The 26,674-nt window shown below is 64.9% G+C and carries 26 protein-coding genes; 5 read left to right on the plus strand and 21 right to left on the minus strand.

The annotated features are described in order from the left end of the window. Positions 1–21: 21 nt before the first annotated feature. Genes fliI through fliF form a run of 4 tightly spaced genes read right to left on the minus strand, consistent with a single transcriptional unit; the run spans position 22 to position 4,826 of the window. Positions 22–1,422: a flagellar protein export ATPase FliI gene (fliI, locus tag AC56K1_RS18450; protein ID WP_497159251.1), complete on the minus strand. Its 1,401-nt coding sequence runs from the start codon at positions 1,420–1,422 to the stop codon at positions 22–24. Further along, positions 1,422–2,144 (minus strand): flagellar assembly protein FliH, encoded by a 723-nt coding sequence (locus AC56K1_RS18455; RefSeq protein ID WP_497159252.1) that lies wholly within the window; start codon positions 2,142–2,144, stop codon positions 1,422–1,424. The genes fliI and AC56K1_RS18455 overlap by 1 nt, the downstream gene beginning before the upstream one ends. Next, positions 2,144–3,148 (minus strand): flagellar motor switch protein FliG, encoded by a 1,005-nt coding sequence (gene fliG / locus AC56K1_RS18460; RefSeq protein WP_497159253.1) that lies wholly within the window; start codon positions 3,146–3,148, stop codon positions 2,144–2,146. The genes AC56K1_RS18455 and fliG overlap by 1 nt, the downstream gene beginning before the upstream one ends. Continuing rightward, the gene (gene fliF, locus AC56K1_RS18465; RefSeq protein WP_497159254.1) at positions 3,141–4,826 is read right to left on the minus strand and encodes a flagellar basal-body MS-ring/collar protein FliF; all 1,686 of its coding nucleotides are present in this window, start codon (positions 4,824–4,826) and stop codon (positions 3,141–3,143) included. The genes fliG and fliF overlap by 8 nt, the downstream gene beginning before the upstream one ends. 173 nt (positions 4,827–4,999) lie before the next feature. Between fliF and fliE the strand changes: the two genes are divergently transcribed. Beyond that, on the plus strand, positions 5,000–5,368 hold the full coding sequence (fliE, locus tag AC56K1_RS18470) for a flagellar hook-basal body complex protein FliE (protein WP_497159313.1): 369 nt from the start codon (positions 5,000–5,002) through the stop codon (positions 5,366–5,368). 238 nt (positions 5,369–5,606) lie between these two features. After that, complete coding sequence (locus AC56K1_RS18475) at positions 5,607–6,143, plus strand: hypothetical protein (protein WP_497159255.1); 537 nt, start codon at positions 5,607–5,609, stop codon at positions 6,141–6,143. A gap of 166 nt (positions 6,144–6,309) precedes the next feature. Here AC56K1_RS18475 and AC56K1_RS18480 read toward each other — a convergent pair whose 3' ends face one another. The 3 genes from AC56K1_RS18480 to AC56K1_RS18490 all read right to left on the minus strand — a co-directional run bounded on the left by AC56K1_RS18480 (position 6,310) and on the right by AC56K1_RS18490 (position 10,107). Further along, the gene (locus AC56K1_RS18480; protein WP_497159256.1) at positions 6,310–7,644 is read right to left on the minus strand and encodes a diguanylate cyclase domain-containing protein; all 1,335 of its coding nucleotides are present in this window, start codon (positions 7,642–7,644) and stop codon (positions 6,310–6,312) included. Positions 7,645–7,725: 81 nt separating this feature from the next. Further along, the gene (locus tag AC56K1_RS18485; protein ID WP_497159257.1) at positions 7,726–7,944 is read right to left on the minus strand and encodes a hypothetical protein; all 219 of its coding nucleotides are present in this window, start codon (positions 7,942–7,944) and stop codon (positions 7,726–7,728) included. Between the two features lie 306 nt (positions 7,945–8,250). Further along, positions 8,251–10,107, minus strand: coding sequence for an ABC transporter ATP-binding protein/permease (locus AC56K1_RS18490; protein ID WP_497159258.1), 1,857 nt, complete (start codon positions 10,105–10,107; stop codon positions 8,251–8,253). 186 nt (positions 10,108–10,293) lie between these two features. On the opposite strand from AC56K1_RS18490, the gene AC56K1_RS18495 reads away from it, so the two are divergent. Then, positions 10,294–10,470: a hypothetical protein gene (locus AC56K1_RS18495; protein WP_497159259.1), complete on the plus strand. Its 177-nt coding sequence runs from the start codon at positions 10,294–10,296 to the stop codon at positions 10,468–10,470. A gap of 57 nt (positions 10,471–10,527) precedes the next feature. Here AC56K1_RS18495 and AC56K1_RS18500 read toward each other — a convergent pair whose 3' ends face one another. After that, on the minus strand, positions 10,528–10,989 hold the full coding sequence (locus AC56K1_RS18500; RefSeq protein WP_497159260.1) for an RrF2 family transcriptional regulator: 462 nt from the start codon (positions 10,987–10,989) through the stop codon (positions 10,528–10,530). A 162-nt stretch (positions 10,990–11,151) separates the two neighbouring features. Between AC56K1_RS18500 and AC56K1_RS18505 the strand changes: the two genes are divergently transcribed. After that, entirely contained in the window at positions 11,152–11,784 is a 633-nt protein-coding gene (locus AC56K1_RS18505) for a LuxR C-terminal-related transcriptional regulator (protein WP_497159261.1), read from the plus strand. A 34-nt stretch (positions 11,785–11,818) separates the two neighbouring features. Here AC56K1_RS18505 and AC56K1_RS18510 read toward each other — a convergent pair whose 3' ends face one another. The 9 genes from AC56K1_RS18510 to AC56K1_RS18550 all read right to left on the minus strand — a co-directional run bounded on the left by AC56K1_RS18510 (position 11,819) and on the right by AC56K1_RS18550 (position 21,439). Continuing rightward, positions 11,819–13,465, minus strand: a complete 1,647-nt coding sequence (locus tag AC56K1_RS18510; RefSeq protein WP_497159262.1) for a PAS domain S-box protein — start codon at positions 13,463–13,465, stop codon at positions 11,819–11,821. A 97-nt stretch (positions 13,466–13,562) separates the two neighbouring features. Next, the gene (locus tag AC56K1_RS18515; RefSeq protein ID WP_497159263.1) at positions 13,563–14,312 is read right to left on the minus strand and encodes a flagellar brake protein; all 750 of its coding nucleotides are present in this window, start codon (positions 14,310–14,312) and stop codon (positions 13,563–13,565) included. Then, positions 14,305–14,664, minus strand: a complete 360-nt coding sequence (locus tag AC56K1_RS18520) for an EscU/YscU/HrcU family type III secretion system export apparatus switch protein (protein WP_497159264.1) — start codon at positions 14,662–14,664, stop codon at positions 14,305–14,307. The genes AC56K1_RS18515 and AC56K1_RS18520 overlap by 8 nt, the downstream gene beginning before the upstream one ends. Next, positions 14,661–15,824, minus strand: a complete 1,164-nt coding sequence (gene fliK / locus AC56K1_RS18525) for a flagellar hook-length control protein FliK (protein WP_497159265.1) — start codon at positions 15,822–15,824, stop codon at positions 14,661–14,663. The genes AC56K1_RS18520 and fliK overlap by 4 nt, the downstream gene beginning before the upstream one ends. A gap of 23 nt (positions 15,825–15,847) precedes the next feature. After that, complete coding sequence (locus AC56K1_RS18530; RefSeq protein ID WP_497159266.1) at positions 15,848–16,177, minus strand: flagellar protein FliT; 330 nt, start codon at positions 16,175–16,177, stop codon at positions 15,848–15,850. 3 nt (positions 16,178–16,180) lie between these two features. Beyond that, positions 16,181–16,636: a flagellar export chaperone FliS gene (gene fliS, locus AC56K1_RS18535; RefSeq protein WP_497159267.1), complete on the minus strand. Its 456-nt coding sequence runs from the start codon at positions 16,634–16,636 to the stop codon at positions 16,181–16,183. 23 nt (positions 16,637–16,659) lie between these two features. Then, entirely contained in the window at positions 16,660–19,317 is a 2,658-nt protein-coding gene (gene fliD, locus AC56K1_RS18540; protein ID WP_497159268.1) for a flagellar filament capping protein FliD, read from the minus strand. Positions 19,318–19,524: 207 nt separating this feature from the next. Further along, positions 19,525–19,896 carry a flagellar protein FlaG gene (locus AC56K1_RS18545; protein WP_497159269.1) on the minus strand — a complete coding sequence of 124 codons (372 nt, stop codon included), beginning with the start codon at positions 19,894–19,896 and terminating at the stop codon, positions 19,525–19,527. 88 nt (positions 19,897–19,984) lie between these two features. Then, positions 19,985–21,439 carry a flagellin N-terminal helical domain-containing protein gene (locus tag AC56K1_RS18550; RefSeq protein ID WP_497159270.1) on the minus strand — a complete coding sequence of 485 codons (1,455 nt, stop codon included), beginning with the start codon at positions 21,437–21,439 and terminating at the stop codon, positions 19,985–19,987. A 430-nt stretch (positions 21,440–21,869) separates the two neighbouring features. On the opposite strand from AC56K1_RS18550, the gene AC56K1_RS18555 reads away from it, so the two are divergent. Further along, the gene (locus AC56K1_RS18555) at positions 21,870–22,130 is read left to right on the plus strand and encodes a hypothetical protein (protein WP_497159271.1); all 261 of its coding nucleotides are present in this window, start codon (positions 21,870–21,872) and stop codon (positions 22,128–22,130) included. A gap of 37 nt (positions 22,131–22,167) precedes the next feature. Here the strand turns inward: AC56K1_RS18555 and AC56K1_RS18560 are convergent, their stop codons facing one another. The 4 genes from AC56K1_RS18560 to AC56K1_RS18575 form a co-directional block, all read right to left on the minus strand. After that, entirely contained in the window at positions 22,168–23,736 is a 1,569-nt protein-coding gene (locus tag AC56K1_RS18560) for a GGDEF domain-containing protein (protein WP_497159272.1), read from the minus strand. A 134-nt stretch (positions 23,737–23,870) separates the two neighbouring features. Continuing rightward, positions 23,871–24,518, minus strand: coding sequence for a response regulator (locus AC56K1_RS18565; RefSeq protein ID WP_497159273.1), 648 nt, complete (start codon positions 24,516–24,518; stop codon positions 23,871–23,873). Continuing rightward, entirely contained in the window at positions 24,511–26,004 is a 1,494-nt protein-coding gene (locus tag AC56K1_RS18570; RefSeq protein ID WP_497159274.1) for a sensor histidine kinase, read from the minus strand. Before AC56K1_RS18570 ends, AC56K1_RS18565 begins: the two co-directional genes overlap by 8 nt. Further along, entirely contained in the window at positions 26,001–26,621 is a 621-nt protein-coding gene (locus tag AC56K1_RS18575) for a hypothetical protein (RefSeq protein ID WP_497159275.1), read from the minus strand. Before AC56K1_RS18575 ends, AC56K1_RS18570 begins: the two co-directional genes overlap by 4 nt. Positions 26,622–26,674: the final 53 nt, after the last annotated feature.

Raw genomic sequence — 26,674 nt, forward strand, 5'->3', positions numbered from 1 at the left:
CCGCCCGGCATCCTTTCATCACTAGAACAGAGAGGTCAATTGCCCCAAGCTCTCCAGCATGCCGGCATTGTCGTGGATCTCCTGGCACAGGAAGTTTTCGATCTGCTCGTTCTTGGCGATCGCCTGGTCGAGCACAGGGTCGCTGCCGGCGGCATAGGCACCGACGCTGATCAGGTCGCGCGAGCGCTGGAAGCGCGAGTACAGCTGCTTGAGCTTGCGCGCCGCCAGCTGGTGCTCGTGCGTGGTGATGCCGTGCATGGCGCGCGAGATCGATTGCTCGATGTCGATCGCCGGATAGTGGCCGGCCTCGGCCAGGTGGCGGTTCAGCACGATGTGGCCGTCCAGAATACCGCGCGCGGCATCGGCGATCGGGTCTTGCTGGTCGTCGCCCTCGGACAGCACGGTGTAGAAGGCCGTAATCGATCCGCCGCCCTCGAGCCCGTTGCCGGCGCGTTCCACCAGCACCGGCAGCTTGGCGAACACCGACGGCGGATAGCCCTTGGTGGCCGGCGGCTCGCCGATCGCCAGCGCGATTTCGCGCTGGGCCATCGCGTATCGGGTGAGCGAATCCATGATCAGCAAGACATTCTTGCCCTGCTCGCGGAAGTGCTCGGCAATGGCGGTCGCGTAGGCGGCGCCCTGCAGGCGCATCAGGGGAGGGGAGTCGGCCGGCGCGGCCACCACGGCCGAGCGGGCGCGGCCTTCCGGCCCCAGGATCTGCTCGATGAATTCCTTCACTTCGCGTCCGCGTTCGCCGATCAGGCCGACCACGATCACGTCGGCCGTGGTGTAGCGCGCGATCATGCCCAGCAGGACCGATTTACCGACACCGGTACCGGCGAACAGGCCCAGGCGCTGGCCGCGGCCGACCGTCAGCATGGCGTTGATCGCCCGCACGCCCACGTCCAGGGTTTCGGTGATCGGCGCGCGGTCAAGCGGGTTGATCGGGCGGGCGTTCAGGGGCCCGACTTCGTCCGTGCTGAGTGGCCCCTTGCCGTCGAGCGGGCGGCCGGCGCCATCGACCACGCGGCCCAGCAACTGCATGCCCACCGGCAGGTGGCGCGTGCGGTCGCTCGGGCGGCGGCGCGGGTGCTGCACGCTGCCCGGTTTCGGCAGCGCCGACTCGACCGGGAACACGCGCGCGCCGGGCACCACGCCTTCGACATCGCTCTGCGGCATCAGGAACAGGCGCTCGCCTTCGAAGCCGACCACTTCAGCCTCGATCCGGGTACCGTTGGGCATCGGAATGGTGCAGGCGCTGCCCACGGCCAGTTTCAGGCCGACGCATTCCATGACGAGGCCGGCGACGCGCGTGATGCGGCCCGAGACTTGCATGGGTTCGGCGAAGCCGACCAGGGAATCGCAATCCTTGAGGAAGGCTTTCCAGCGGGCGGTGTGGCGGTCGGCGGCGTGCGTGGTCATTAATTGCCTAACCAATCAACATTGCTCTGCAACGCATGCGTCAAGCGCCCCCAACGCGCCGCGGCCTGCGCATCGATCTGGTTGCTGGCCGTATCCACCCGGCAGCCGCCGCGCGCCATGCCGATATCTTCGGCAATGCGCCAGCCGCCCTTGATCAGCTCCTGCCCCATGGCGTCGCGCACGATCTCGGCGTCCTGCGGGTTGAGCGTGAGCACGGCCGGCTGGGCCAGCACCGGCAGGTAGCCGATCGCTTCCTGCACCACCGGCAAAATCAGTTCGGGACGCACGTCGAAGGCCGTACGCACCATGCCGCGCGCCAGGCGCAGGGCCAGTTCCAGCACGTCGTGGGCGATGGTTTCATCGGCCTGCACCACGGCGTCGCTGAAGGTCGCGGCAATCGAACGCAGGTGTTCCAGCTCGGCGCTGGCCTCTAACTGGCCGGCGGCCGCGCCATCGGCATAGCCCTGGGCTTGGCCGGCAGCCTGGCCTTCAGCCAGACCTTCGGCATAACCCTCGGCCCGCGCCTGCTCGCGGATTGCTTCGAGTTCTTCGGCGGTCGGCATCGGCACGTTGTGCACGATTTCGCCCGGCTCCACGCTCGACGAAGCGGCCGGCGCAGCCGGCGCCATCGCGGCGCGGCGCGCAACCGTGCTCGGGCGCTCGTCGCCGAACGAGGTCATTTCCCAGCGCTGGTAGGCGCTTTGCTGTTCCTTTGGAATCATCAGACGAAGGAATCCTCACCCTTACCGCCCAGCACGATCTGGCCTTCGTCCGCCAGGCGGCGCACGATCTGCAGGATCTGCTTCTGCTGGGATTCGACTTCCGACAGGCGCACGGGGCCTTTCGACTCCAGGTCTTCGCGCATCATTTCGCCGGCACGCTGCGACATGTTCTTGAAGATCTTCTCGCGCAGGTCCTGCGATGCGCCCTTGAGTGCAATGATCAGCATCTCGGACTGCACTTCGCGCAGCAGCAGCTGGATGCCGCGGTCGTCGATGTCGATGATGTTGTCGAACACGAACATCTCGTCCATGATCTTTTGCGCCATGTCGTTGTCGTAGTTCTTGATGTTGTCCATGACGGCCGATTCCTGCTCGCCGCTCATGAAGTTCAGGATCTCGGCCGCGGTGCGTACGCCGCCCAGCGAGGACTTCTTGATGTTTTCGTTACCCGACAGCAGCTTGGTCAGCACGTCGTTCAGCTCGCGCAGGGCGGCCGGCTGCACGCCGTCGAGCGTGGCGATGCGCAGCACCACGTCGTTGCGCAGGCGTTCGGTAAAGTTTGCCAGGATCTCGCAAGCCTGGTCGCGCTCGAGGTGGACCAGGATGGTGGCGATGATCTGCGGGTGCTCGTTGCGGATCAGTTCGGCCACCGACGGCGAGTCCATCCACTTCAGGCTCTCGATGCCCGAGGCGTCCTTGCCGCCCAGGATGCGGTTGAGCAGCACGGCGGCCTTGTCGTCGCCCAGCGCCTTGGTCAGCACCTGGCGGATGTATTCGTCCGAATCCAGTCCCACGGTCGAATGCAGGTTGGTCTCGACGACAAAGGCTTCCAGCACCTTCACCACTTCGCCATGCTGCACGGCCTTCATCTGCGCCATCGCGCCGCCGAGCTTCAGCACTTCGCGCGGTCCGAGGAATTTCATCACTTCGGCCGCTTCCGCTTCGCCCAGGGCCAGCATCAGGATCGCTGCCTGCTGGATGCCGTCTTTATCCTTGTCACTCATTTGTACCCAACCATGCTTTGACGACGTTTGCCACGATACGTGGATCTTTTCTAGCCAGCTCCTGCGCCATTACCAGGTTGGCGCGGTAACCCTGGTTGCGGCGTTCCACTTCCTGCTCTTCCAGCTGTTCCTCGACCGCGTCGGCCAGGGCATCGGCTGCATCGATGCTTTCCGGCTCCGGTTCCGGCGGCAGGGCGACGGCCTGGTCGAACTTCTTGATCGCCGGGCGCATCAGCGGCAGCAGGATACGGTAATACAGGAAACCGAGGATGGCGAACAGCAGCAGGTATTTGCCGATTTCCTTGGCCAGCGGCAGGTTGGCCGGGTCGCGCCACCAGTCGATTTGCGCGATGGTATCGTCGGGGCGGTCGACGCCGTCGAACGGGGCATTGGTCACGTTCAGGGTGTCGCCCCTGGCCTGCGAATAGCCCATCGCCTGCTTTACCAGTTCATTGATCTGGGCCACTTCGGCGGCGGCCAGCGGACGCACGATGATCTTGCCGGTCTTCGGGTCCACCGTGCGGCGGTGATTCACCACCACGCCCACGGTCAGGCGCTTGATGCCGCCCATCGGACGCTGCTCGTAGCGGATGGTCTTGTCGACTTCGTAATTGGTGGTGGCGTCCTTGCGGGTCGGGCCGCCAGCCGACGCTGCGCCGGCGGCTGGCGCCTGGCCGTCGATCGGGGCGGTCGCCACGCCCGGCGGCTGGTTCGACAGCGCGCCCGGGACACCCGAAGCGCCGGCGCCCGGCTGGCTCGACTCGGAGGTCTGCTGGCTGCGGATGGCCTGCGGCTCCGGCGGCGAATTCGGCTTGTACATCTCGGCGGCGGTATCGACCTGCGCGAAATCGACTTCGGCGGTGGCTTCGGCGCGCACATTGCCCTTGCCGACCAGCGGCACGATGATCGATTCGACCTGCTTGATGATGTTCTGCTGCACCTGCTCGACATACTTGAGCTGGGTCGCATCCAGGCCCTTGGCGCCCGGACCCTTGTTCGAGGTATCCGACAGCAAATTGCCGTTCTGGTCGACGACGGTGACGTTACCGACCGTCAGTTCCGGCACGCTGGAAGCGACCAGGTGGACGATGGCGCTGACCTGGCCCGGGTCGAGGGCGCGGCCCGGCTGCAGGTTCAGCAGTACCGAGGCGGTGGGCTTTTGCTGGTCGCGCACGAAGACCGACGGCTTTGGCAGCGCCAGGTGGACGCGCGCGGCGCTGACCGAGCCGAGCGACTGGATCGAGCGCGCCAGCTCGCCTTCCAGCGAACGCTGGTAGTTGACTTGTTCGAGGAACTGGGAGACACCGAGTTTTTGATTTTCCATCAGCTCGAAGCCGACGTTGCCGCCTTTGGGCAGGCCCTGCGACGCCAGCTTCAGGCGCAAATCGTGGATCTGTTCGCTAGGGACCAGGATCGCGCTGCCGCCTTCGGAAAATTTGTATTTCACGCCCATCTGGTCGAGCGAAGCGGTGATCGCTCCACCGTCGCGGTCGCTGTAGTTCGAGAACAGCACGCGGTACTCCGGGGCCTGGCTCCACATCCACAGCGCGATCATGATGGCAACGACAAGCGCGATGCCGCCGCCAAGGGCGACGCGGCGCCCCATCGTGCTCTGGAAAAAGCCCTGGCGCTGACCTGCGGCCGGGGTATCGATCAAGTCTTCAGCTACTGCTGCCATGGTGGGTTGGTGTCCGGGATGGAGGGATTGGATGCATTATGAAGCCGCAGAGCAACATTCAAACCCTGAAACAGGGGTGGAAACCCGTGCTTCTTCGAAGGAGGAACTTGTCGGGAGACTGATATTCTGGAAGCCTGAATAAAGCGCTTCACGCTAACGAGCAGGAGAACATGATGAGTATTGGCGGCATCGGCGGTATCGACCCCAGCCGGATCCAGGCGATGATGGAGCAATTGAAAGCTGCGGCGACCAAGCCGGCAGCGAGCCCGGTTGCGCCCGTCGGACTGGGCGCGCCCGGCGCCAGCCCCGGCGTTGCCAAGCTCGACTTCGCCGACGCGCTCAAGACCTCGCTGCAGGGCGTGAGCAATACCCAGAAAGCGGCGGGAGAACTGGGCCAGCGGTTCGCGATGGGGGACGATACCGTGAGTTTGTCCGACACCATGATCGCCATGCAGAAATCCAGCATCGCTTTCCAGAGTACGGTGCAAGTACGCAACAAACTGGTGTCAGCCTATCATGACATCATGAATATGCAGGTGTAAGGCGGCTGTTCCTGCTGACAAACTGGTGGCATCAACCGGCCTTTTTGGCCGGTTGTGCATTGTGGCCTGAGCAATGTGAGGGTAGCTGCGGTCGGGCGCAGCTTGCCATGGCCGGCCGCCTGGCGTGTCACCAGCATGCTGGTCTCCCGGTTAAAATCGGGCTGCATCGTCTCGTTCGCCATGCGTCATTCCCGCCCGGGCGAGAGTGGCGAGCTCATCCTTATCCGAAAGGAACACCATGAAGTTTGCAGTTCAAGCCCTGCTCGGCGTATCGCTTGTTTTCGTGAATCCCGCATTTGCCGCTACCACGGCGCCATCAAGCCAGGCTGCGGCGATGACGCCCGTCCACATCAAGGCAGTGCAAGACCTGCTCGGCGCCATGCAGGTCGAAAAGGTCGTGCGCGGCGTCGCCGCCCGCAGCCGTTACCAGAGCGAAGCGCAGCGCAAGGCCGTGTTTGCCAAGCTCGACAAAACGCCGCCTGTAGTGGTGTACCAGCGCATGGCGGCGCCGCTCGCGTCCGTGATCTCCGCGGAGACGGCGACGGAAATGACCCGCTTCTACAACACGCCCTATGGCAAGAAAGTCATCCACGGCAAATACAACAGCAGCTCGCAGATCATGATGCCGGGGATGAAACCGGTCGTGCCGCCGGAAGAAAAGAAGGAGCGCAAGCGCGCGGCGTATGTCCAGGCGAGCAAGCAACTGGGGGAGGCGGAACCTGCGATCGAGCGTGAGGCGTTCAAGGTTCTGCAGATGATCAACAGAGAAAAATGATGAAGACGGTTTGTTAATGGGGCTTTGGGTACGGAGCAGGGCCCGGAAGCCGATTGCCGGCTTGGCTGGAATTCGATCGGTTTGATCCTGGCCCTAGAGGTGACGAGCGCGCGCTAGACACTCTTGTTACAGGCCGTGTATTCATGCGAACCGAGCCTTAGGAGAGTCACGGCGCGTCGGGCCGCGTAGCGGTCCTGGCAAACTTGAACTGATTGCGCCCGGCATTCTTGGACGCGTACATCGCTTCGTCGGCTTTGCTCACGAGCTCGTCGGGCGTATCACCGTCCCCGGGGTAGAACGCAATACCCATGCTGGCCGAAATGGTCGCATCGCCGGCCGCCAGCGTGAACGGACGGCTTAGCTCGCCGATGATTTCAGCAGCAATCACGTCGATGTGGGTCGGATCAGTGACATCGGTGAGGATCACTGTAAATTCGTCGCCGCCCAGCCGCGCGACCGTGTCGGTGTCGCGCACGCAGGTATTGATGCGCATGGCTACCTGCTGCAGCAACTGGTCGCCAGCGGCGTGTCCGAGCATGTCGTTGACTTCCTTGAAGCCGTCAAGGTCGAGGAACAGGAGGCTCAAGGGCAGCCTGGTTCGCGCGGCATGCTTGATTTCGTGCTGGAGCCGCTCGTGGAACAGGCTGCGGTTCGGCAAGTCGGTCAGGGAATCATGGTTGGCGCTGCGGCGAATGCGCTCTTCGGATGCTTTGCGCTCCGTGATGTCGCGCGCGCTGCCTGCGATCGCTTCGCAGCGCCCCGCCTTGTTGAGCACCGGCACCAGCAAGTAGTCGAAGGCGCGGCCGTCACCAAAACCCTGCACGCCGCACATTTCGGCTCGGTAGGTCTTGCGACTCGCGACGACCTGCCGGATGCGCATGCCGATATCGTTAACGCAGGGCGCGCATAACGAAGGAAAATCAACTCCGGCCAATTCGCCGGGCGTCTTGCCAAAGAATTCGGCGAAGGCATTATTCGCGTAGAGCAGTTTTCCGTCGGACTCGATGATGTAATTCAGGTCAGGAGAGCTCGACAGCAACACTTCAAACAGCCGGGTCTCGCGGTTCTTCAGTTCGGTGAAGCAAGCCAAGGACTCGGCCATGGCTTGGTCGATCGCCTCGTTGAAGCGCGTAATGTCCTCGGCCTCGACCGGCGGCACCTTGACGGAATCGCCCCACAGGCGCATCACACAGGCGCGCAGGGCGCGAAACTCCGCTATCATCTGGTTGACATCGAAACCCTCGCCGAAGCGTGACGAACCGTGCAACTCGGCCTGGGTTGTCCGAGGTGCATGCGGTCCCATGCCTTGCGACTTTTCTTGCTGCTGAAGCTCGCTCTGAAAACTCTCGAGGTCGGACGCTATTGCATCGAGCATGCCGCGGGCATGGTCGCGTGCGGCTGCCGAGTCCAGAATATCGGTGGGATAGACATGCTTGGCGAACTTGTCCCACTCGGCGAGTATGAGTTCGCTGTTGCTACGCAAAAAGTCGACAAGGCGCACGACTGAGCCCTCGAATTGAACGAACCATCACGGGTTACAAAGTTCGTGAACACCCATTTTTGTCAGCAAGACGCCCGTAGATTAATCTGAAGGGCAACTTGTGAATTTCAAGGAAAAAGTTTGAAAAATCTGATCGAGTGCTAATCTCATCCTAGCATGTTCTACGATCCATTCTTCATTACGAAATTCTAATCTTTCAGCTTTCCGCGCCGTTGCACGCTTTTGGCCTAAAGGCCGGCCCCAAGCTTTAATGGCGGCCCCGATCACGGCCTCGCCCGCCATGATGGTGCCGCCTGTCATGCCTGTGCCTGTCCCGGCGGTAGTCCCCATGGCGGCTGCCGTCGTAGTAGCCGAGACCCAGGTTCAGCTCCACGGGCGAACCGTAATAGCCGGAATAGCCCCCGTTTCCATAATACGGATCATAGCCGGCGGAGGGTGGCCCATACACCGCACATCCCCCAAGCCCGGCAGCCAGCAGTAGTCCCGCTGCACACCGCTTCAGAATACGCACGCTTCGAATAGTCATGTCCATCCCCATCAGCTTAGCCTCAGCCCAGTCTAGGCTTGTGCGATGGGGTTTCAATCGAAGTTACGTTTGCTAACGCATCACGCTCTCGCAACCACGACCACACGCGCTTCCCGGGCACGCGGCACATCCTGCTCGCCAGCGTGCACTGCGGCTACCTGCCCATCGAACTGGTATCCGCCCGCCTCATGCACCTCCCACGCCCCATCGCCCAGCAAGCGCAGCACATGGGTATGGTGGCGCAGCACGGCCGGCCGGTGTGCAATGCTGATCAGGGTGGTGCCGCTTTCGCGCAGGCGCGCATACAGCGAGGCTTCGTTGCTGCTGTCGAGCGCGCTGGTGGCTTCGTCCAGGATCACGATGCGCGGCGCATGCACCAGCACGCGGCCGAAGGCCAGGCGCTGCTGCTCGCCGACCGACAACAGCTTTTCCCAGTCCTGCTCGGCACCCAGGCCACCCACGCGCCCGGCGAGGTGGGGCAGGTGGACCTGCTCCAGGATGCTCAACAACTCGTCATCACTCAGGTTCGACTGCGCGCTCGGATAGATCAGCTGGCTGCGCAGGCTGCCGTGCTGCAGATACGGCTGCTGGGGCAGGAAGAAGAAATCTTCCGCGGGCGGATGGTGGATCGCGCCGCTGCCGGTATGCCACAGCCCCGCGATCGCGCGCAGCAGGGAACTCTTGCCGCAGCCGCTGTCGCCGGTGATCAGGAGCGCATCGCCCGGCTTCAGCACCAGGCTCAGTTCCTTGATCAGGACGCGTTCCGAGCGCGGCGGATGCAGGGTGAGGGCTTCCAGCGCCAGGTGCTCGCCGGGACGCCGCTGGATGCGCGGATGCTTCGCCTCCAGGTCAGGCGGGGTTTCCGTGTCGGGCAGCACCAGCCTGGACAATCCCTGCAGGCGGTCGATGCCCGCCACGAAGCGGCTCAGGCTTTCGAAGTTATCGACAATCACGCCCACCGCCGCGAGCACGGCGGTAAATGCGCCGGCGGCCTGGATCGCCCGGCCCACTTCGAGCTCGCCCGACAGGACGCCCTGGGCCAGGATCACGAAGGGCAGCACCAGAGTCAGCTGGCTGAAGGTGCGCTGGAACAAATTGAGGTTGCGCTGCTTCTTGATCAGGCGGGCAAAATTCTGGATCACCTTGTCGAACTTGCTGTCGATGTGGGCGCGTTCCTGCGTTTCGCCGCGGTAGAAGGCAATCGATTCGGCATTTTCGCGCACGCGCATCAGGCTGAAGCGAAAGTCCGCCTCGAGCCGCAGTTGCCAGAAATTCAGGCGGATCAGCGGATTACCGAAGACCCACAAGGCAATCGCGGTGCCCATCAGCGCGTACACCGCCAGCACGCCCACCAGCACATGCGAAATCGACCACAGCACGGCGCTGAAGGCCACCAGCTGCATGATCGAACCTAAAAAGATCAGCAGGAAGTGGATCGACCTGCCGGTAAAGGTGTTGATGTCTTCACTGATACGCTGGTCGGGGTTGTCGATCTCGCTGTTCGAGCCCAGCTCGTAGTATTTGCGCCCCTTCAGGTAGCTGTCGAGGAAACGGCTGGTGAGCCAGCGCCGCCAGTGGTTGGCGAACAGGTCGCGCATGTAGTAATAGAAGGCATAGATCGGTATCGCGAAGGCCAGGATGAACAGGCAGGCCCGCACCGACTTCCAGAAGCGGCCGCCATCCTTGCCGGCCAGCGCCGAGGTCATCTCGCCGGTCTCGTTGTTGAGCATGACCGCGAACTTGGTCTCGACCAGCATCAGGGCGATCAGGAGGAAGAGCAGGAACCAGGCCTTCTTTCTTTCTTCTTCCAGCCAATACGGTTTGGCCACATTGACGAATTGTTTCCAGGCAGCGAGCGACAAGGGCGCCCGGCGTCGATTCTTGGGTGTTGCCGGATGCTCGTTCGTCGCGGCGTTGGTGCTGGCAGAGGAGGGCATGGTTCAGTTTCAGTAAGCTGCAGTAATCGGCCAGAGGTCGAACTCGTGGATTGAGCAACATAGTGCCAATCACACCTGGAGCATATGCCCCGTTAAGAGATCGTTCAGTGCGGAAACGGACATAGCGGGCATTGCCCTTTTGGGACAAAGCCTGTACGCAGCGTCATTGACGTCGAAAAGAAGAAGATGGTCGATTTCCAGACCTTCATGCAGTCGGCCGAGGGCATGGAGAACGAAACGAAGAAGGGGCGTTATATCCAGGCATGTGCGCACGCTGAACAGATGCGTTCATCGATGCAGGCGATCCTCGCCTGCAACAACGTGCGATATCCACCGATGATGGCTGCGGTCACGCCGAAGTAAGCCAGGCAAGCGTAAGCCGCCCGCGCCTGCCAGGATGAGGGATGAGGCCGGCGCAGCTTACGCCGCTACCTGTTCCTTGCGATGGAAGGTCATCGGGATGCTGCCGTCGCGCGGCGCCGGTTCCGGCAGCAGCATGGCCAGGGTATGGCGGTCGAGTTCGGCGAGGTAGGCGGCGGTGGCGTTGGTCAGCACGCCCTTGAGGCTGCAGGCCTTGACCAGGCCGCAGGGATTGCCGCCCGGGTCGAAGCACTCGGCCATGTAGAAATCGCTCTCGCTCTGGCGCACCACGGCACCGATATTGATTTTGTCGGGGCGGTGCGCCAGGCGGAAGCCGCCGTTGCGGCCGCGGATGGTCTCGATCACGCCGTTGCGGCCCAGCTCGTGCACCACCTTCATGAGATGGTTCTTCGAGATGCTGTGCAGGTCCGCGATTTCCTGGATCGTCACGAGCCGGCCTGGATTGCTGCCGAGGTGGAGCAGGGTCCGCAAGGTGTAATCGGTGAAGGAAGTCAGGCGCATAGTCAGGCAAGTATATCGCATACGCCCTGTTGCGGCGGGGGCCTCTGACGCCGGAGAGACACTTTAACCAGTTTTTACATATCATTACTTGCCTTGTCGGCGTTGTCGTTTCAATATGGGAGCTGGCCGCGTCATTGCGCTGCCCCCATCTGGAGCATGCCCATGCAACTGATACCAACTGCCGTCCATATCATGCACGCCGACCCGATCATGACCGTCGGCATGCAGGCTGTCCTGGCCGGGCATCCCGGCTTGCGTGTGACCACCCACCTGGGCCAGCCGGAGGCGCAGCGGGTCGCGCGGGTGCTGGTGACCGACTACGACGCCGGCGTCGCCGTGGCGCGCCAGCCGGCCAGCCAGTTGGCCGCGGCCGGCCAGCCGCCCGGCGTGCTGGTGGTGACGCAGTTCGAGAAGGAATGGGAAGTGCGCCTGGCCATGGATGCCGGGGTGTCGGGCTACCTGCTGCAGTCCTGCGCGCCCGACGAACTCTCGCATGCCGTGAACATGCTGGCGCGCGGCCAGCGCTACCTGAGCGAATCGATGACGCGCAGCGTCGCCGACAGCCTTACGCGCGAGGCCCTCACCGGGCGCGAGACCGACGTGCTGGAGCTGCTGGCGCAGGGCTGCTGCAATAAATCCATCGCGCGCAAGCTCGGCATCGGGGTCGGCACCGTGAAAACCCACGTCAAGGGCGTGATGAGCAAGCTCGATGCGACGGCGCGCACGCATGCGGTGGTGGTCGCTACCCAGCGCGGGCTGATCCGGCCGGGTGGCGGGCCCTCGGCGGGGATATAAACCCCTCGGCTGGACACTGTCCACGCGGTGAAAATCAGCTGCTCACCACCCACTCCCCATCGCGCAAATACGCAACGCGGCTCTTGCCCGCATTCTTGGCCACATACATGGCGCCGTCGGCGCGCGAGAGCAGGGTGTCGGCGGTATCGCCCTGCAGGTAGTGTGCTACGCCGACGCTGGCGCCCAGCTCCAGGCGCCCGGCGATCTCGGCATACGGCTGGCCGGCGGCTTCCAGGATCTTGCGGCTGACTTCCACGGCGTCGTGCGCCGGGTCCGGCACGTGGTCGAGCAGCACCACGAACTCGTCGCCCGCCAGCCGCGCCACCAGGTCGGTGCGCCGCACCACATGATCCAGCCGCCTGCCGAACTCGATCAGCACGGCGTCGCCGGTTTCGTGGCCGCACAGGTCGTTGACCGGCTTGAAGCCGTCAAGGTCGATGAACAGCAGGGCAAGCGGGCGCGGAATGCGGGCCGCGGCGTTGATGGCGCGTCCCAGGCGGCCCATGAATTCATAGCGGTTGGGCAAGCCGGTGAGGAAATCGTGGGTAGCCCGGTAGTGCAGTTGTTCCGACATGCGGCGCTGCTCGGAGACGTCGCGCAGGAAGGCGTGGAAATACTGCTCGCCCGCGAAGGGCACCACCCCGACCGTGATCTCGACCAGGATTTCGGAACCGTCCTTGCGCAGGGCCGGCACCTCGACCCGCTTCTGGCAAACCTGGTCGCGGCCGTGGCGCAGGAAGGCGCTGAGGCCGTCGAGATGGCGCTGGCGCAGCCGCTCCGGCGCCAGCAGCACGCTCATCGGCTGGCCGATGGCTTCCTGCGCGGTCCAGCCGAAGGTGGTTTCGGCCTGCTTGTTCCATTCGGTGATGACGCCCTGTTCGTTCATGCCGAGGAAGGCGTCGTTGGCGTTGTCGATCAGGAGCCGGATCTTCTGCTCCTGGGCGCGCAGGCGCTCCTCGTTCTCGATCTGGGCGGTCACTTCGCGCACCGAGCAGTAGAGCAGTCCGTTGTCGAGCGCGCGCGTGCTCCATTCAAGCCAGCGGTAGCCGCCGTCGGCATGGCGGTAGCGGTTGCGGAAACCCTTGATCACGCCGCCCTGGTAGATCTTTTTGGCTTCGGCCATCGTGCGCGAGACGTCGTCCGGATGGACGAACTCCAGGAAGGGGCGCGCGGTCAGGTCATCCGTGGTCCAGCCCAGCGTGTCGGACCAGGCGGGATTGACCTGCCGCAGGTAGCCGTCGGTGCCGGCGATCGCCAGCAGGTCGGGCGACAGGGTGAAGAAGGCCTCGCGGTCTTTGACGGCCTTTTTCTGCTCGGTGATGTCGACCAGCTGCGAAATGAAGCATTCCGCGCGGCCACTGGCGTCGCGGCTGAGCGAGACCGTCAGCAGACCCCAGACCACCCGGCCGTCAGCGTGGCGGTAGCGCTTTTCCAGGTTGTACGAGTCGATGTCGCCGGCGAGCAGGCGTTCCAGCAGGCGCAGGTCGGCGGCCAGGTCGTCTGGATGGGTGACATCCTGGAAGGTGCGCGTCAGCAGTTCCTCGCGGCGGTAGCCCAGGATGCGGCATAGCGCCGGATTCACCTCGAGCCAGTTCCCGTTTAATCCGACGAGGGCCATCCCCACCGACGAGTCGGCGAAGGCGGTAAAGAAAAAGTCGGTGGTTTGGGAACGTGTCGGCATCGGGGCACCACCATGTCGGGATGCCCCAAGTGTAACGTGTTTACTAACACTTTGGTAACTGGAAGGAGGCCTTAAATTTTGCCAGCTGGTAAAATTTTCAGGCGAGTCCCGCCAGGCGCGCGTTGCGCTCGCGTTCGAGCTTGGTGATGTAGCGTTGCACGCCCGCCATGCCGCCGCGCGAGATGTCGATGAACTGCAGTCCCAGGCGCCGGTTGGCCTTGTTGTTCAGCAGGGTCACGTCCAGCGAATTGCGCACCTGCAGCGTCACCGTGACCGGACCGATCTCGGGCAGTTCAATGCGGCAGTTGGGGAAATCCTCGCCGATCGTGGTGCCGAGCTGGAGCTTGTTGTCGAGGATGGCGATCCCGCCGCAGCTGATGTCGTGCAGCGGGAAGACGCCGGTACCCGCGCCGAGTTCGGGCGGCAGCGGGATGATCGCGCGCACCGGGTTCGACACCGGCGTCTCCATCCGGTAATACTCGCGCCGCTGCAGGCGGATCAGGGTCGGCGGGATGTCGGCGCGCAGCGCGGCATTGCCCTCGAACTCGATCGGGCGCAGCTCGTCGGCGGAAAACAAAATGCGGATCTTGTCGAGCGAGGTTTCGCAGCGCACCTCTCCGGCCGCGACGATGCGCTCGTTCTGGCTGCGGTCGATCGAGCGGTCCAGCACCATGGTGTTGGTCTCGGGATCGACGTCGAGGATGGAGGTGACGCAGACATCGGCCTCGCCCTTGACCAGCATGCGGATCAGCTGGTGCTTCTCGCTGATCTGGCGCAGCAGCGCCACGATTTCACGGCGCGACTCCACCTCGTAGTCGTGCCAGTTATCCAGTTCCTGATTATTCATTGCTTATACCAGCGTTCGCCGCGTCGTCCAGGTTGAGGTGGGGCGTCGGATCCGGCGGGGGCATTTTTGCCGCCCCATGCTTTTGCGCCGACTCAATATGATATAGCCATGCCAACAGTTCCGCAATTGCCCGATACAAGGCAGGGGGGATCTCCCGGTCGAGGTCCACGCCCATCAGCAGCTGGACCAGTTCTTTCGACTCGTGCACGAAGACGCCGGCCTCGTTTGCGCGGCGCATGATCTGCTCGGCGACCAGTCCCTGGCCCTTGGCCACCACCTTTGGCGCGGCGTCGCCGCTGCCATAGGCGATCGCGACGGCGTTCTGGCGCCGCTTCTTCTCAAGCCCGCTCATTCGGCCTGCTGTTCCGGCGGGGAGCCGGGCCCGGCCTCGACGCTATGCGCACGCACCTCGAAGCCGGCCAGCTGGGTGCCGGCCGCATCGAGCGCGCCGGCCAGGCTGCCCATGTGCTGGCGCAATAGAAGAGCGGTGGATTCGCTGCCGGCGGCAAACTGCACTTGCAGGCGCCCGCCGCTGAAGCTCAGGCACGCATCGAGCTCGCCGAGTTCGGGGAAGCGCAAGCGCAGGCGGCTGTGCCAGGACTGCTCCGCCTCGCCGGCTTCCTCTTGGCCTTCGCGCGTATCGCGTGCTACTTCCAGCCGCATTGGCTGCCCCGGCCACAAATTGCCCTGCCAGGTCAGCTGGGCCTGTTCCTGGGTGGCCAGCTGCAGGTTGATGAACTGGGCGGTGGCCGGGTCGAGCGGCGACTGGCGCACGCCTTCGCGCGCCAGCTGCTGCTGCGGCTCGGCGTTGAGCTCGGCAAGTCCGCGGGCGCCCTGCGCCCATTCGGCCACGTGCGATTCGTAGAACAGGCCGCTCTTGCCGACCGCCTGTTCCAGGCCCCTGGCGATGCTGGCCGCATCGGCGCTGGTTGACGCCACCAGCGGGGTGCGGCCGACCAGCGCCGTCATGGGGTTCTCGGCCTTCTGCGCGGCGGCCAGCACGCTGCCGATGGTCTTGCCGGCCTGGCTCAGGGTGGTGGTGTTGGTCTCAAAGCCTCCCAGCAGCGCGCCGGCGCCGGCGGCGGTGGCCTGCAGCAGGGCGGCGGCGCGATTGATCGCGGCGCCGGCCTGGGGCGCGGCGCCTTCGCGCATGGCCAGCGGGGCCTTGCTGGGGTCGGCGCCTTGCGGCAGCGGCGGGCCGGCTTCGGAAAACACCGGGGTACTGCCGCTGCCGACCTGGAAGGTGGGGCGAGGGGAGACCGACAGCAGGGTCAAGGGCACGTCGGCGCCGACCCGGGCGCCTGCGGGCAACTGCATGCGGGCGGGGATGTTGGCGACCTTGACGACGAAACTGCCGTCGGCCAGCTTGGCGAGGATTTCACCGTGCAGCGCCTTGCCCAGCTGGGGGGCGAGGGCGCGCGCAAAGGCTTGCTGGCGCGGGTCGGCGAGCTGCTCGGCCCCGACCACCGGCCCGGTGCGCACGACTGCAGAGACGAGCTCGCGCGGCAGCATGCTCTATAAAGGGCCTTGCGGCCTCAGACGCCGTAGGCGCGGGCGACGCGGCGTTCGGTCGAGGTGTTGCTGATCAGGGCCGACAGGCGCGCCATCCACGGGGTGGCGAGGTCGCGGATCTGGCGGTCGGCGGCGAGCATGCGGCGGATCGCGTCGACCTTCTTGACGCGCGCGGCGCCGGCCAGCGCATCCTGCTCGTGGTCCTTCAACTGGCGCACATGCAGGGCGCACTGCTGCTCGAGCTCGGTCAGGCGGTCCCAATCGTTGTCATTGGCAGCGCGCAGCATCTGGTCGGTGATTACCGCCATGGTCTCGTACACGTCGACGATATCTTCGCTGGTCATCAGGGGCATGGCTCAGGCACTCATCAGGGTCGGGGCGCGCAGGGGCGCGGGGGCGGCGGCCGGCAGGTTCCCGGCGGCCAGCGGATCGATCGCATTCCATGCATCGCGCAGATCGGACAGCAAGGCATGGACTTCCTCCAGGATCGCCGGGTCGTTGGTCAGGTTCGCCTTGAGCATGCGCGCGCTGACGTATTCGTACAGGGCGTCCAGGTTCTGGGCAATCTCGCCGCCGACTTTCTTGTCGAGCGCGGCGCGCAGGCCGTTGTCGACGATGTTGATGGCTTTCGAAATCGCGGCGCCCTTGGCGGCGACATTGCCGGCCTTCATATTGGTGATGCCGCTCAGGATCGACACCAGGGCGCCGTCGTACAGCATGACGATGAGTTTGTGTGGCGAAGCCGAGGCGACGCCGGTCTCGAGACCGACTTTCGCGTAGGCGCCAACGCCGCGTTGCATGGTTCCAAACATCTTGTTCTCCAGGTACTGTGAGATTAGCCTGCGTTCGCGTTAAGCGCCGCAAGCTGCTGGGTCAGGTAAGCCGAGGTCGATTGCATCGACATCAGGGCGCTGTCGAGCGCGGTGAACTGGGCGCGGTAGCGTTTTTCAATCGTTTCCAGGCGCGCGCTGAACTGGTTGCGCGCCGTGGCGATGGACTTGAGCGTGATATTCAGGCCGTCGGTTTTGTTGGTAAGCAGGCTGCCCTTGCCGGTGAAGCCGGCGGTCAGGTTGGTCAGCTCGAAGGCGAAGCCCTTGGAAAAACTGACGGTGCCGCGCTCGCCAACCAGGCCGCCGGTGATCGAGAGCTGGATGCCTGCCGCGGGCGAGCCCGCGGCAGCGGTGAGCGCCTGGCCGTTGCCGGTGGCGGCGACGCCGCCGATCGTGCCCTGGACGTCCGTGCCGGCCACCGGAGTGGCGCCCCCGAACAGGGCGGCGGGGTCGCTGCCGCTGACGCTGGCAATCGACAGATTCGAGGTGGCGCCATACTTGCTCGACGAAACCGACAGGCGTCCGCTGTCGTCGATTTTGGTCTCGACCGTGTCGCCGGCGCCGGCAAAGACGGTATTGCCGTTCACCGCCGCGCGCAGCATGGCCACCAGCTGCGCATTGGTATAGGTGCCGGCTGCCAGCGCGATCTCCTGGGTCTTGCTCTCGGTGACCGGATCGGTCTGGTTGAGCGTGACGCGCCAGGTCGTGTTCGGGCTGATCGTGGTCGGGCCCGCCAGCGCGGCGGCGCCGGTCAGCGTGCCCTGGCTGGCCAGGCTGGCGATGTTGACGCCATAGGTGCCGGGCTTGGTGGCGGCGGTCGACTTGTCGAACTTGACCATGCCGTCGGTGGCGCTGCCCATCGCGGCGAACAGGCCGCCGATCTCGCCGTAATTGTCCTTGACGGCTTTGTTGAGCTTGGTCGTATCCACCGCCAGGCTGCCGTCGCGCTGGAAGGCGATGCCGACCTGGCCGAGCGTGGTCAGCTTGCCGCCCAGGCCTTCGACCGCGGCCCCGAGCTGGCGCCGCAGCTGGCTCTGGATCGAGCGCACCGCCGGGTCGCCCTGCAGCACGCCGGCGGTCTTGGTTTCGGCGTTGTAGCCGGTCAGGCTCGAGATCGTCTTGCTCAGGTCGTTATAGGCCTTGACGAAATTGTTGACGGCGGTCGAGACGCTCGCGGTGTCGCGGGTAATGTTCAGGCTGGTGCTGCCGGTCGCGGTGATGTCCAGCGACACACCTTGCACGGCGTCGGTGACGGTCGTGCTGCTGCTGCGGATGTCGATCCCGTTCATGTTGAGCAGGGTGTCCTGGGCCGCGCTGGTCTGGGTCAGGCCCTGCGTGCCGCCGGGATCGTGGCCGAGCAGGGCGGCGATGGCCGGGTCGGGCGGCTGGCCGTCGGCCCCGTCGACGCCGATCTTCATCGACGACTTGGCGCCGGTCTTGTTCGAGGTCAGCACCAGGTGGTAGGGGGTGTCGCCGCCGTCGGACACGATGGTCGCCGTCACCCCGATGTTGGCCTTGTTGATGGCGTCGCGGATGCCCTGCAGCGACTGGCTGCCGGCCTCGAGGGTCACGGTGCCGCTGGCCTGCGCGCCATCCTGGGCGAACGCCGCGCCCGCCAGGTAGCTGCCGGCGCTGCCGGCGACCAGGCCGGCGGCGGCCGGGTTGGTGCCGCCGACCAGGATCTGGTTGCCGTCGCGCGAGCTCAGGGTCACGCCGGCGGTGGTGGTGACGCTGGTGCCGGTGTTGGCGACGCCGTCGCCTCCCAAGCCGCCCGTGACGGCGCCGCTGCCGCCAATGGCTTCGAGCACGGTCAGGTTGGAACCGTCGGCCGCGGTGAATTGCAGACTGCCGTCCAGGGCGTTGCCGCTGAAGGTGATGTTGGCGGCCGCCAGCGCCGCGCTGACGGTGCCGCTGGCCAGCGCCGCGTCGACGCCGGCGGCGTCGAGCGAGGCGCCGCTGCCGGCCTGGCTCGCGATCGACACGCCGCCGACCGACAGCGTGTAGCTGGCAGTGGCCGCGGTGGTGACCGTGCCGAAGTTGGCGAACAGGGTCGCCGCGCTGGTGGCGGTCCCGGCCTTGGCGGTCACGCCCGTGGTGTCGCTCTTGGCGTTGATCGCTTCGGCCAGCTGGGCCGCGCTGCGGGTGGCCGCGCTGGTGGTGATGGGGGCGCCGTTGAGCGTCAGCGAACCGTTGCTGATGCCGCCGGTGGCGGTCGATGCGCCCAGCGCCGTGCCGGCCACGCCGAAGCTGCCGCCGCCGATGCTGCCGAACTGGAAGGTCAGGGTGGTCTTGGCGCCGCTGCCGATGGTCGCGCTCATGCTGGCCCTGCCGGCGGTGGTCAGGCTCTGGGCCGACGCCAGTTTCGACACGTTGATGCTGTATTTGCCCGGCACCGCGCCGGTCCCTGCGGTGGCGCTGAGCAGGTCCTTGTTGCTCGACGCGGTATTCAGGGCGCTGAAGGTCGAGGGAGAATTGAGCGCGGTCAGGGCGCCCTGGAAGCTGCCGACCGCGGCGCCGACTTTGCCGAGCGCGCCCATGCGCGCCTGCAGCGCGGCTGCCTTCTTGTCGAAGCTGGCGAGCGGGGCTGCTTCGGCCTGCATCAGCTTGCTGATGATGCCGTCGACGTCGAGGCCGGAGCCGATGCCGGATGAACTGATGCCCACTTTGTTTCTCCCGTGAAAGCGATAATGTAAGTCATTATCGACAGAAGCAAACCGGACTTAAGAGCGGGAAAGGTATCCCAATTCAAATAGTTAAAAACAGGGATGACAGGAAGGCATCATTCGCGTATGCGCGCGCCGGCAACGGGCGTGGAAGCGCAGCGCACGCCCTTGGGGAACGTGCGCCGGCGGTAGTAAGGTAGAACCGGGTCAGGCAGTCTGGCTGATCAGGAGGCCGCGCATCTTGTCGATGGACTTGGCGATCTCGAGCGCTTCGACCGACGGGATCTGGCGCACCACTTCGCGGGTGCCCTGGTCGATGATCTTGACAACGATTTCCTTGCTGTCATCGTCGATCGCGAATTCCAGACTTTGCAAGGTGGAGGCCATGCCTTCGTTGATCTTGCGGACGGCATCGTCGACCTGCTCGCGCGAAGGCTGCTCGCGCGACGCCGGGGTCGCCCCGGGGGCCTCGGCAGGCTTCACCGCCTTGGCCGGCTCCGTCTTCTGTTGCTCGATTGGAGCGGGCGTGCGCTCCTCCAGCCGCGATGCCACGGGTGAACCAAGAGATTGGATGTTCATGTGACTCCCTAGCAAAAATTCCCCGGCTGAATTTCTTCAGCCGAGGAACCGTTTTACAGCACGGATGGACTAGTTAGTCCGTCGATGATTAACCACGCAGCAGCGACAGGACACCGTTCGGCAGCGAGTTGGCCTGGGCCAGCATCGAGGTGCCGGCCTGTTGCAGGATCTGGCCGCGGGTCATTTTCGCGGTTTCAGCAGCGAAGTCGGTATCGACGATGCGGCTGCGCGATGCCGACAGGTTCTCGGTGGTCGACGACAGGTTCGAGATCGCCGATTCGAAGCGCGACTGCAGTGCGCCGTACGAAGCGCGCTGGCTGTTGACCGACGACAGGGCGGCGTCAGCGGCCTTGATCGCGGCTTGTGCGCCGTCGAAGGTGCCGATGTCGATGTTGGCGACCGACTTCAGGCTCGAGCTGCCGGCCAGCGCGAAGCCGGTGGCGGTGGTTTCGGCAACAGAGAAGCTCTTTTCCGAGTCCATCGTCACGCGGCCGTTGGCGGTGCCGACGCCGGTGTTGGCAACGACCGAGAAACCGGCGTTGGTGGTGCCGTCGGCCTTGTAGCTGGCCATGGTCATGGCAGCGCCGGCAGCCGCGTTCTTGTTCTCGAGCTTGATATCGTTGCCCGAAGCATTGGTCAGCTTGATGCCGCCGCCGTTGGCCGAGTCGAACGATGCGGTCACGCCGGTCTTGGCGGTCTGGGCATTGATTGCGCTGATGCCCGATGCGAAGTCGTCAGCCGTGGCGCCGGCGCCGCCGATCGAGAACGAGACGCGCACTGCGGTCGAGTTGTCCGAGGTCAGGTCCAGTGCGTACGAGCCGGCTGCGCCGTCGATCTGCACGTCGGTGGTGGCCGAGGCGGTGACACCGGTCTTCGACGTTTCGGCGTTGATCTTCGAAGCGATCGACTTGGCGGTGTCGGTGGCGGTGGTGGCGACGTTGGCGCTGCCCAGGAAACCCGAGACGGCTGCGGTGCCGGCGGCAGCGGTAGTTGCCGCGACGACAGCTTTCGCGTCGTTGCCGACGTTGTTGTTGCCGTAGGTCGAGGTGGTGAAATTCGAGCCGGTCATCGAGATCAGCTGGCCCGCATTGGCGCCGACCTGGAAGTTCGCGGTGCCCATCGAGCCGTCCAGCAGCTTCTGGCCGTTGAACTCGGTGGTGTTGGCGATACGGTTCAGTTCCGAGGTCAGTTCGGTCACTTCGGTCTGCAGGGCCTTGCGGTCACCGGCCGAGTTCGACGAGTTCGACGACTGCACTGCCAGTTCGCGGACACGCTGCAGGATTTCGCCGGAGCTCGACAGGGCGCCTTCAGCCGTCTGGGCCATCGACACGCCGTCGTTCGCATTGCGGGTTGCTTGGTTCATGCCGCGGATCTGCGAGCTCATGCGGTCCGAGATTGCCAGGCCGGCAGCGTCGTCCTTGGCGCTGTTGATGCGCAGACCCGACGACAGGCGCTGGATCGAGGTGTTCAGGGATGCTTGCGAGGTCGACAGGTTACGCTGCGAGTTCAGGGATGCGACGTTGGTATTGATTACGGATGCCATGGTGTTTCTCCAGACTAGGTCTTTCAGGGGTGGGCTGCCTTGCCCTGTTCACTTTGGTGCGCCACGCTGTTCCGTGACGATCACACCGCTGTTGTTGCTGGTAACGTGCTTTGTGGCAAGAACTTGAGGGCCGACATCGAAATTAATTCCGCGTTTTTTCGCTCAAGTTTCCTGTGGCGGCGCGTCTAAACGACCGTGGAATGACGAACTTTAGGGCAAAAAAAGATTTATTTTTTTGCTCAAGGGGCAAAAAGATCCAGCCAGACAGGGCCAGGCAGGCTTGAGAGCATGGCGATTCGACAAGAAAAACTACCCGTTCAGAATAATTTGTCGCCGGATGCGCCGGGATGATGCATAACTGTTACGATTTTGGCGGGCACGGCCCAGATGGCTACGAACGAACCAACGCATTTCTTGTCCGGAGAAAAAAATGAAGACGATTGCTACTGCATGCGCCGTGCTGGCGCTGGCATTGACGGGATGCGCCTCGGCGCCCGATACCGATCCGACCCCGACCATGGCCGAAGTGGCGGCCGACGTATCCAACACGGCCGGCCAGGACGGGCATACGATGACCGGCAGCCGATTGGCCAAGCGTACCTCGACCGACCGCATGCTCAAGGCGGTGGGCTCCCAGGGCGCAAAGGACGAGATGCGCAATGCACCGCGCCCGGGTGCGCTCACTCAATAAGAAGGGCTAATCCAGCGAAGGAATGGGTAATCGTGGCTTAATTCGCCACGACTACCCGGTTCTTGCCGGTCTGCTTGGCCTGGTACATGGCGCGGTCGGCCCGCGCCATCAGGCTCTCCTGGCCCTCATTCGGCACCCGCAGGGCCACGCCGCAGGAGAAGGTGATCAGCATCCTCTCGTTCTCGTGCATGAAGAAATGGCGGGTCAGCTCGCGCTGCACCCGCACCATCGCCGCCGCTGCCGCTTCGACCGTGGTCTCGGGCAGCAGGATCAGGAATTCCTCGCCGCCGAAGCGGGCGATCACGTCCATCGAGCGCAGCGTGTCGCGCACCACCGTCACCAGGTGCTTCAGGGCGCCGTCGCCGGCCAGGTGGCCGTAGGTATCGTTGAGTTTCTTGAAATTGTCGAGGTCGAGCATGGCCACGCACAGCGGCGTGTTGCGGCGGTCGGCGCGCGCGCTTTCGCGCTCGTACACTTCTTCCAGGCCACGCCGGTTCAGGCTGCCCGTCAACTGGTCTTCGCGCACCAGCTCGCTCATATGCCGGAGCTCCGCTTCCAGCAGACGGATGCGGTCCTCGGCTTCCTGCACTTCGCGGTGCACGGCCACCATGCGGTCGCGCGAGGCCAAGGCCTCGTCCTGCGCCTGGCGGGTCTCGCGCAGCACTTCTTCCAGCACGTCGTTGAGTTCGTCGATGTTGGCGGCCCCGCTGATGCGCGTCGAGAAGGTGCCCAGCTTGGCATGGTAGTCGCCGGTCGAGGCCGCCACCGAACCGAGGCGGTCGATGAAGGTCATCATCATGTTCTTGACGGTGGCGCGCACGTCCGAGATGCTGTGCTTGAGCTGGCCCTGCTTGAGGATCACATCCTTCAGGCTGCGAGTCGCGTCTTCCAGCGAGCGGGTATCGAGCGGTCCCGCGATCAGGTCCTGGACGGCGGCGATCTGGCCGCGCATCCAGCTGTCGTCGTCGAGCAGTTCGTTGACGTTATCCAGCAGCAGGCGGAACAGGCGCAGCAGCAGTTCGCGCTGCTCGGCCTGGTCGCCGCTGTGCAGTTCGACCTGGTAGCACAGCTGCTTCAGGCGGCTTGATAGCTCACCGAGTTCGTCGCCGCGCGCCAGCTTGACGGCGCCGCCCAGGGTTTCGGCCTCGAGCACCAGGCCCTTGCTGCCGGCCAGCAGGGTCGCCAGGGCAAAGGCCAGCGACCGGCCCAGCATCTCGCGCAGGTGGCGCACGTCCGGGTCCTCGTCGCCCATCGCCATCACCGGCGTGTTGCGGCGCAGGTGGCGCTCGGCCATCTGGCCCAGTGCCTGGGCATAGCCCGCCCAGTCGGCCGCTTTGGCGGCGCGCAGCAGGCGGCGGCCGTATTCGGACACCTCGCCCGGCGTATCGGCCAGGCGGCGCGCGAAGGATTCCAGCACGTCGGCAGCCGGGTTGGCGGCCGGCGCCGCCGGGGCAGGTGGTACGCCGGTGATCTCGTCATAGATGGCACGGTAGGCATCCGGTGTCGGCGCAATGCGGCGCGTCGCGAGGCGCCGGAAGGCTTCGCGGGCAATATCGGCAGGATTCTGGCCGGGGACGACGGGGGAGGAGGACGACGTGATGGACATGGCTGTAATGACGCGGATTGCGGATTGCGGTGTGGCGTAATGATAAGCAGCTTTCTTGCCAACCATCAATTAAAAAAAAGTAACAAATCTTTCTTCGGCTACATTAGACGGGTGGGCGGCTTCAGCCGCCCTCCCTACGACACCAACTGGTTGCGAATCGCATAATGCGTCAACTCCGCACTGTTCTTGAGCTTCATCTTCACCAGCAAACGGGCGCGATATTCGCTCACGGTCTTCACCGACAGCGACAGTTCGCGGGCGATGTCGCTGACCGACATGCCGGAGGCGATCATGGTCAGGGTCTGGTATTCGCGGTCCGACAAGCTGTCGTGCAGCGGCGCGTCGTGGTCTTCGCCGACCTGGGCGGCGAGGGTCTGGGCCAGCGCGGCGCTGACGTATTTCTGGCCGGCCGCCACCTGGCGGATTGCCGTGACCAGCTCGCGCGGCGCGCTCTGCTTGGTCATGTAGCCGGAGGCCCCGGCCTTGAGCGAACGGATCGCATACTGGTCTTCGCGGTGCATCGACAGCATCAGCACGGCCAGGTCGGGCCGGTCCTTGCGCACCTGTTTCAGCACTTCGATACCGTTGCGGTCGGGCAAGGAGATGTCGAGCAGCATCACATGGGGGCGCGACTTGCCGACCAGCTTGATGGCGTCGAGCCCGGTTTCCGCTTCGCCGGCCACGATGATGTCGCCCTGCTCGGCCAGGATCTGCTTCAGGCCTTCGCGGACGATGGCATGGTCGTCGGCAATGAATACACGGATTGTTGCTTTGTCAGTCATTCTGTCCTGCGCTGTTGCTGAACTCATGGTGGGCGGCCGCCTCGCGCGGAGCGTGCGGGGCAGCCAGCCTGGTCTTGATAGTCACCATCGTGCCACCTCCGGGCGCTGACGACAAGGCCAGCGTGCCGCCCAGCGCCTTGGCCCGCTCGCTCATCCCGCGCAGTCCGAAGGACTGCGGCTTGAGGCGGTCGGCCGGCTCGATGCCGCGCCCATTGTCGGCGATGACCAGGGTCAGGTGGGCGCGCTGCCGGCGCAGCGACACCGTCACGCGGGTGGCGCCCGCGTGCTTGGCGATATTCGTCAGCGCCTCCTGGAAGATCCGGAACAGGGCGGTGGCGTGGTCGTCGTCCAGAAGAATGTCCTTGTCGGGACAGCGGAAGGTGCAGGCGATGCCCATCTGCTTCTCGAATTCCCTCGCCTGCCATTCCAGCGCGGCCACGATGCCCAGGTCGAGCATGGTCGGGCGCAGGTCAAGCGAAATCCGGTGCACGGCCTCGATGGTGCGGTCCACCAGGTCGTCGAGGTAGTTGGCTTTTTCCAGCAGCACCGGCTGCTCGGGCAGGCGCGCGGCCAGCATCGCCAGGGCCATCTTGATGGCGGTGAGGTTGCCGCCCAGGTCGTCGTGGATCTCGCGCGCGATGCGGGCCCGTTCCTGTTCCTTGACCTGCTCGATGTGGTCGGTGAGCTCGGCCAGCCGCGAGCGCGAGCGCACCACCTCGTGCTGCTCCTGCTTGCTGTCGCTGATATTGGTCATGATGCCGTCCCACTGCACCGCACCGCCGTCGACCGGATGCGGGGTCGCGCGCAGGTTGATCCATTTCACGTCTTTCCAGGCGTCGATCCAGATCCGGCCTTCCCAGTTCCAGGCGGCCAGCTGGTTGCGCGACGCCCCCATGCAGTCCAGGTAGCCCTTGCGGTCGTCAAGCAGGATCAGGCCTTCGAAAAGAGAAGCGTCGCGCTGCAATTCGAGCACCGACAGGCCGAGCAGGGCCTGGCAACCCTCGCTCAGCCACGGGAATGCCAGGCGCCCGTCCGGGTAGTGCACCAGCTGGAACACCAGCCCCGGGGTATTGCGCACGATGGCGTCGAAACGCGCCTGCGACTGCGCCAGCGCCTGGGCGGCAGCCTGCTCGAGCGTCAGGTCATCGGCGATCGCCAGCAGCAGCGAGCGGCCGTCGCGCACGATGCGCAGGAAGCACAGCTTGACCGGATAGCTGCTGCCGTCGCCCCGCAGCAGGCGGGTGCGGATGCCCACCTGGGCGCCGATTTCCTCGCCCAGACCGGCCAGCAGGCTGGAGAGCACGCCTGGATCGAGCCTGGGGGCAATGGCGTGCACGTCCATCGTCCCCAGGCTTGCCGCGTCGTATCCGAGGTTCAGGCGCGCGGCCTGGTTGGCGTCGACGATGGCGAGCGTGGCGGCGTCGAGCAGGTAGATCTCGGAGGCGGCCGCCTGCATTTCGGCGGCAAGGATGGGATTGGGACTCATGACTGTTCGGTTTCGGTCTTTTCCTGGCGCTGCGCCCCCTGGCGCGCCCTGGCGCGCGCGTTGAAGCGGCGCAGCACGCGCGACAGGTGGCTGGGCTGGCGCCCGGCCCGGCGCAGCAGGCGGCGCAGGCCGCGGCGCGCGGCATTGACGGCGACGCGCGTGCGGCGCCACAAGCTGCTGGTGCACAGCGCCCCCAGCCAGCGGTTTTTGAGGGCGATGAAGCCACCATGGCAGCGTGCGAACCAGCCCAGGGTGAGCAGGGTCGGCAAGGTCAATAGGTAGATGCGCGCCACCACCACCGCGCCGCCCAGCTTGGCGACGACGTAGGCGGCCACGCCGGCCAGGGCATGGCCCTTGGCGATGGCGACCAGGGCCAGCAGCTTGACCGGCAGCAGCAACAGCCCCGGCAGCACGAACACGCTCAGGGCCGCCCACGGCGGCAGAGTGCGGATGTGTGCTTCCAGCCAGCGTAGCGGCGGCCAGGCGGCCATCCGTGCGGCGGCGCGGCTGCCGACCTGCCAGGTCCAGGTTTCGGCCAGCAGTACCAGCGCCGCCAGGTGGACCAGGGGCGCGAGCAGCCGGGAGCGCGAATGCGTTCGCGAATGTTGTCCATTCATAAGCGCATGATACGGCAACAAAGGCCATCCCGGCGCCGCTGCCGTTACAATAA

The organism is Telluria sp. ZB4P37, assembly GCF_059685855.1.

Excerpts from the sequence above, each read along its gene's own strand:
- fliS (WP_497159267.1), bottom strand. The coding sequence starts at position 16,636 with ATGTTTGGAACCATGCAACGCGGCGTTGGCGCCTACGCGAAAGTCGGT.
- AC56K1_RS18485 (WP_497159257.1), bottom strand. The coding sequence starts at position 7,944 with ATGACAGGCGGCACCATCATGGCGGGCGAGGCCGTGATCGGGGCCGCC.
- AC56K1_RS18570 (WP_497159274.1), bottom strand. The coding sequence starts at position 26,004 with ATGAGTCCCAATCCCATCCTTGCCGCCGAAATGCAGGCGGCCGCCTCC.
- AC56K1_RS18575 (WP_497159275.1), bottom strand. The coding sequence starts at position 26,621 with ATGAATGGACAACATTCGCGAACGCATTCGCGCTCCCGGCTGCTCGCG.
- AC56K1_RS18530 (WP_497159266.1), bottom strand. The coding sequence starts at position 16,177 with ATGCCCCTGATGACCAGCGAAGATATCGTCGACGTGTACGAGACCATG.
- fliK (WP_497159265.1), bottom strand. The coding sequence starts at position 15,824 with ATGCTGCCGCGCGAGCTCGTCTCTGCAGTCGTGCGCACCGGGCCGGTG.
- AC56K1_RS18555 (WP_497159271.1), top strand. The coding sequence starts at position 21,870 with ATGAAGACGATTGCTACTGCATGCGCCGTGCTGGCGCTGGCATTGACG.
- AC56K1_RS18475 (WP_497159255.1), top strand. The coding sequence starts at position 5,607 with ATGAAGTTTGCAGTTCAAGCCCTGCTCGGCGTATCGCTTGTTTTCGTG.
- AC56K1_RS18560 (WP_497159272.1), bottom strand. The coding sequence starts at position 23,736 with ATGTCCATCACGTCGTCCTCCTCCCCCGTCGTCCCCGGCCAGAATCCT.
- AC56K1_RS18520 (WP_497159264.1), bottom strand. The coding sequence starts at position 14,664 with ATGAGCGGGCTTGAGAAGAAGCGGCGCCAGAACGCCGTCGCGATCGCC.
- fliI (WP_497159251.1), bottom strand. The coding sequence starts at position 1,422 with ATGACCACGCACGCCGCCGACCGCCACACCGCCCGCTGGAAAGCCTTC.
- AC56K1_RS18505 (WP_497159261.1), top strand. The coding sequence starts at position 11,152 with ATGCAACTGATACCAACTGCCGTCCATATCATGCACGCCGACCCGATC.
- AC56K1_RS18545 (WP_497159269.1), bottom strand. The coding sequence starts at position 19,896 with ATGAACATCCAATCTCTTGGTTCACCCGTGGCATCGCGGCTGGAGGAG.
- AC56K1_RS18550 (WP_497159270.1), bottom strand. The coding sequence starts at position 21,439 with ATGGCATCCGTAATCAATACCAACGTCGCATCCCTGAACTCGCAGCGT.
- AC56K1_RS18490 (WP_497159258.1), bottom strand. The coding sequence starts at position 10,107 with ATGCCCTCCTCTGCCAGCACCAACGCCGCGACGAACGAGCATCCGGCA.
- AC56K1_RS18515 (WP_497159263.1), bottom strand. The coding sequence starts at position 14,312 with ATGAATAATCAGGAACTGGATAACTGGCACGACTACGAGGTGGAGTCG.
- fliG (WP_497159253.1), bottom strand. The coding sequence starts at position 3,148 with ATGAGTGACAAGGATAAAGACGGCATCCAGCAGGCAGCGATCCTGATG.
- AC56K1_RS18495 (WP_497159259.1), top strand. The coding sequence starts at position 10,294 with ATGGTCGATTTCCAGACCTTCATGCAGTCGGCCGAGGGCATGGAGAAC.
- AC56K1_RS18500 (WP_497159260.1), bottom strand. The coding sequence starts at position 10,989 with ATGCGCCTGACTTCCTTCACCGATTACACCTTGCGGACCCTGCTCCAC.
- fliE (WP_497159313.1), top strand. The coding sequence starts at position 5,000 with ATGAGTATTGGCGGCATCGGCGGTATCGACCCCAGCCGGATCCAGGCG.
- AC56K1_RS18565 (WP_497159273.1), bottom strand. The coding sequence starts at position 24,518 with ATGACTGACAAAGCAACAATCCGTGTATTCATTGCCGACGACCATGCC.
- AC56K1_RS18510 (WP_497159262.1), bottom strand. The coding sequence starts at position 13,465 with ATGCCGACACGTTCCCAAACCACCGACTTTTTCTTTACCGCCTTCGCC.
- AC56K1_RS18455 (WP_497159252.1), bottom strand. The coding sequence starts at position 2,144 with ATGATTCCAAAGGAACAGCAAAGCGCCTACCAGCGCTGGGAAATGACC.
- fliF (WP_497159254.1), bottom strand. The coding sequence starts at position 4,826 with ATGGCAGCAGTAGCTGAAGACTTGATCGATACCCCGGCCGCAGGTCAG.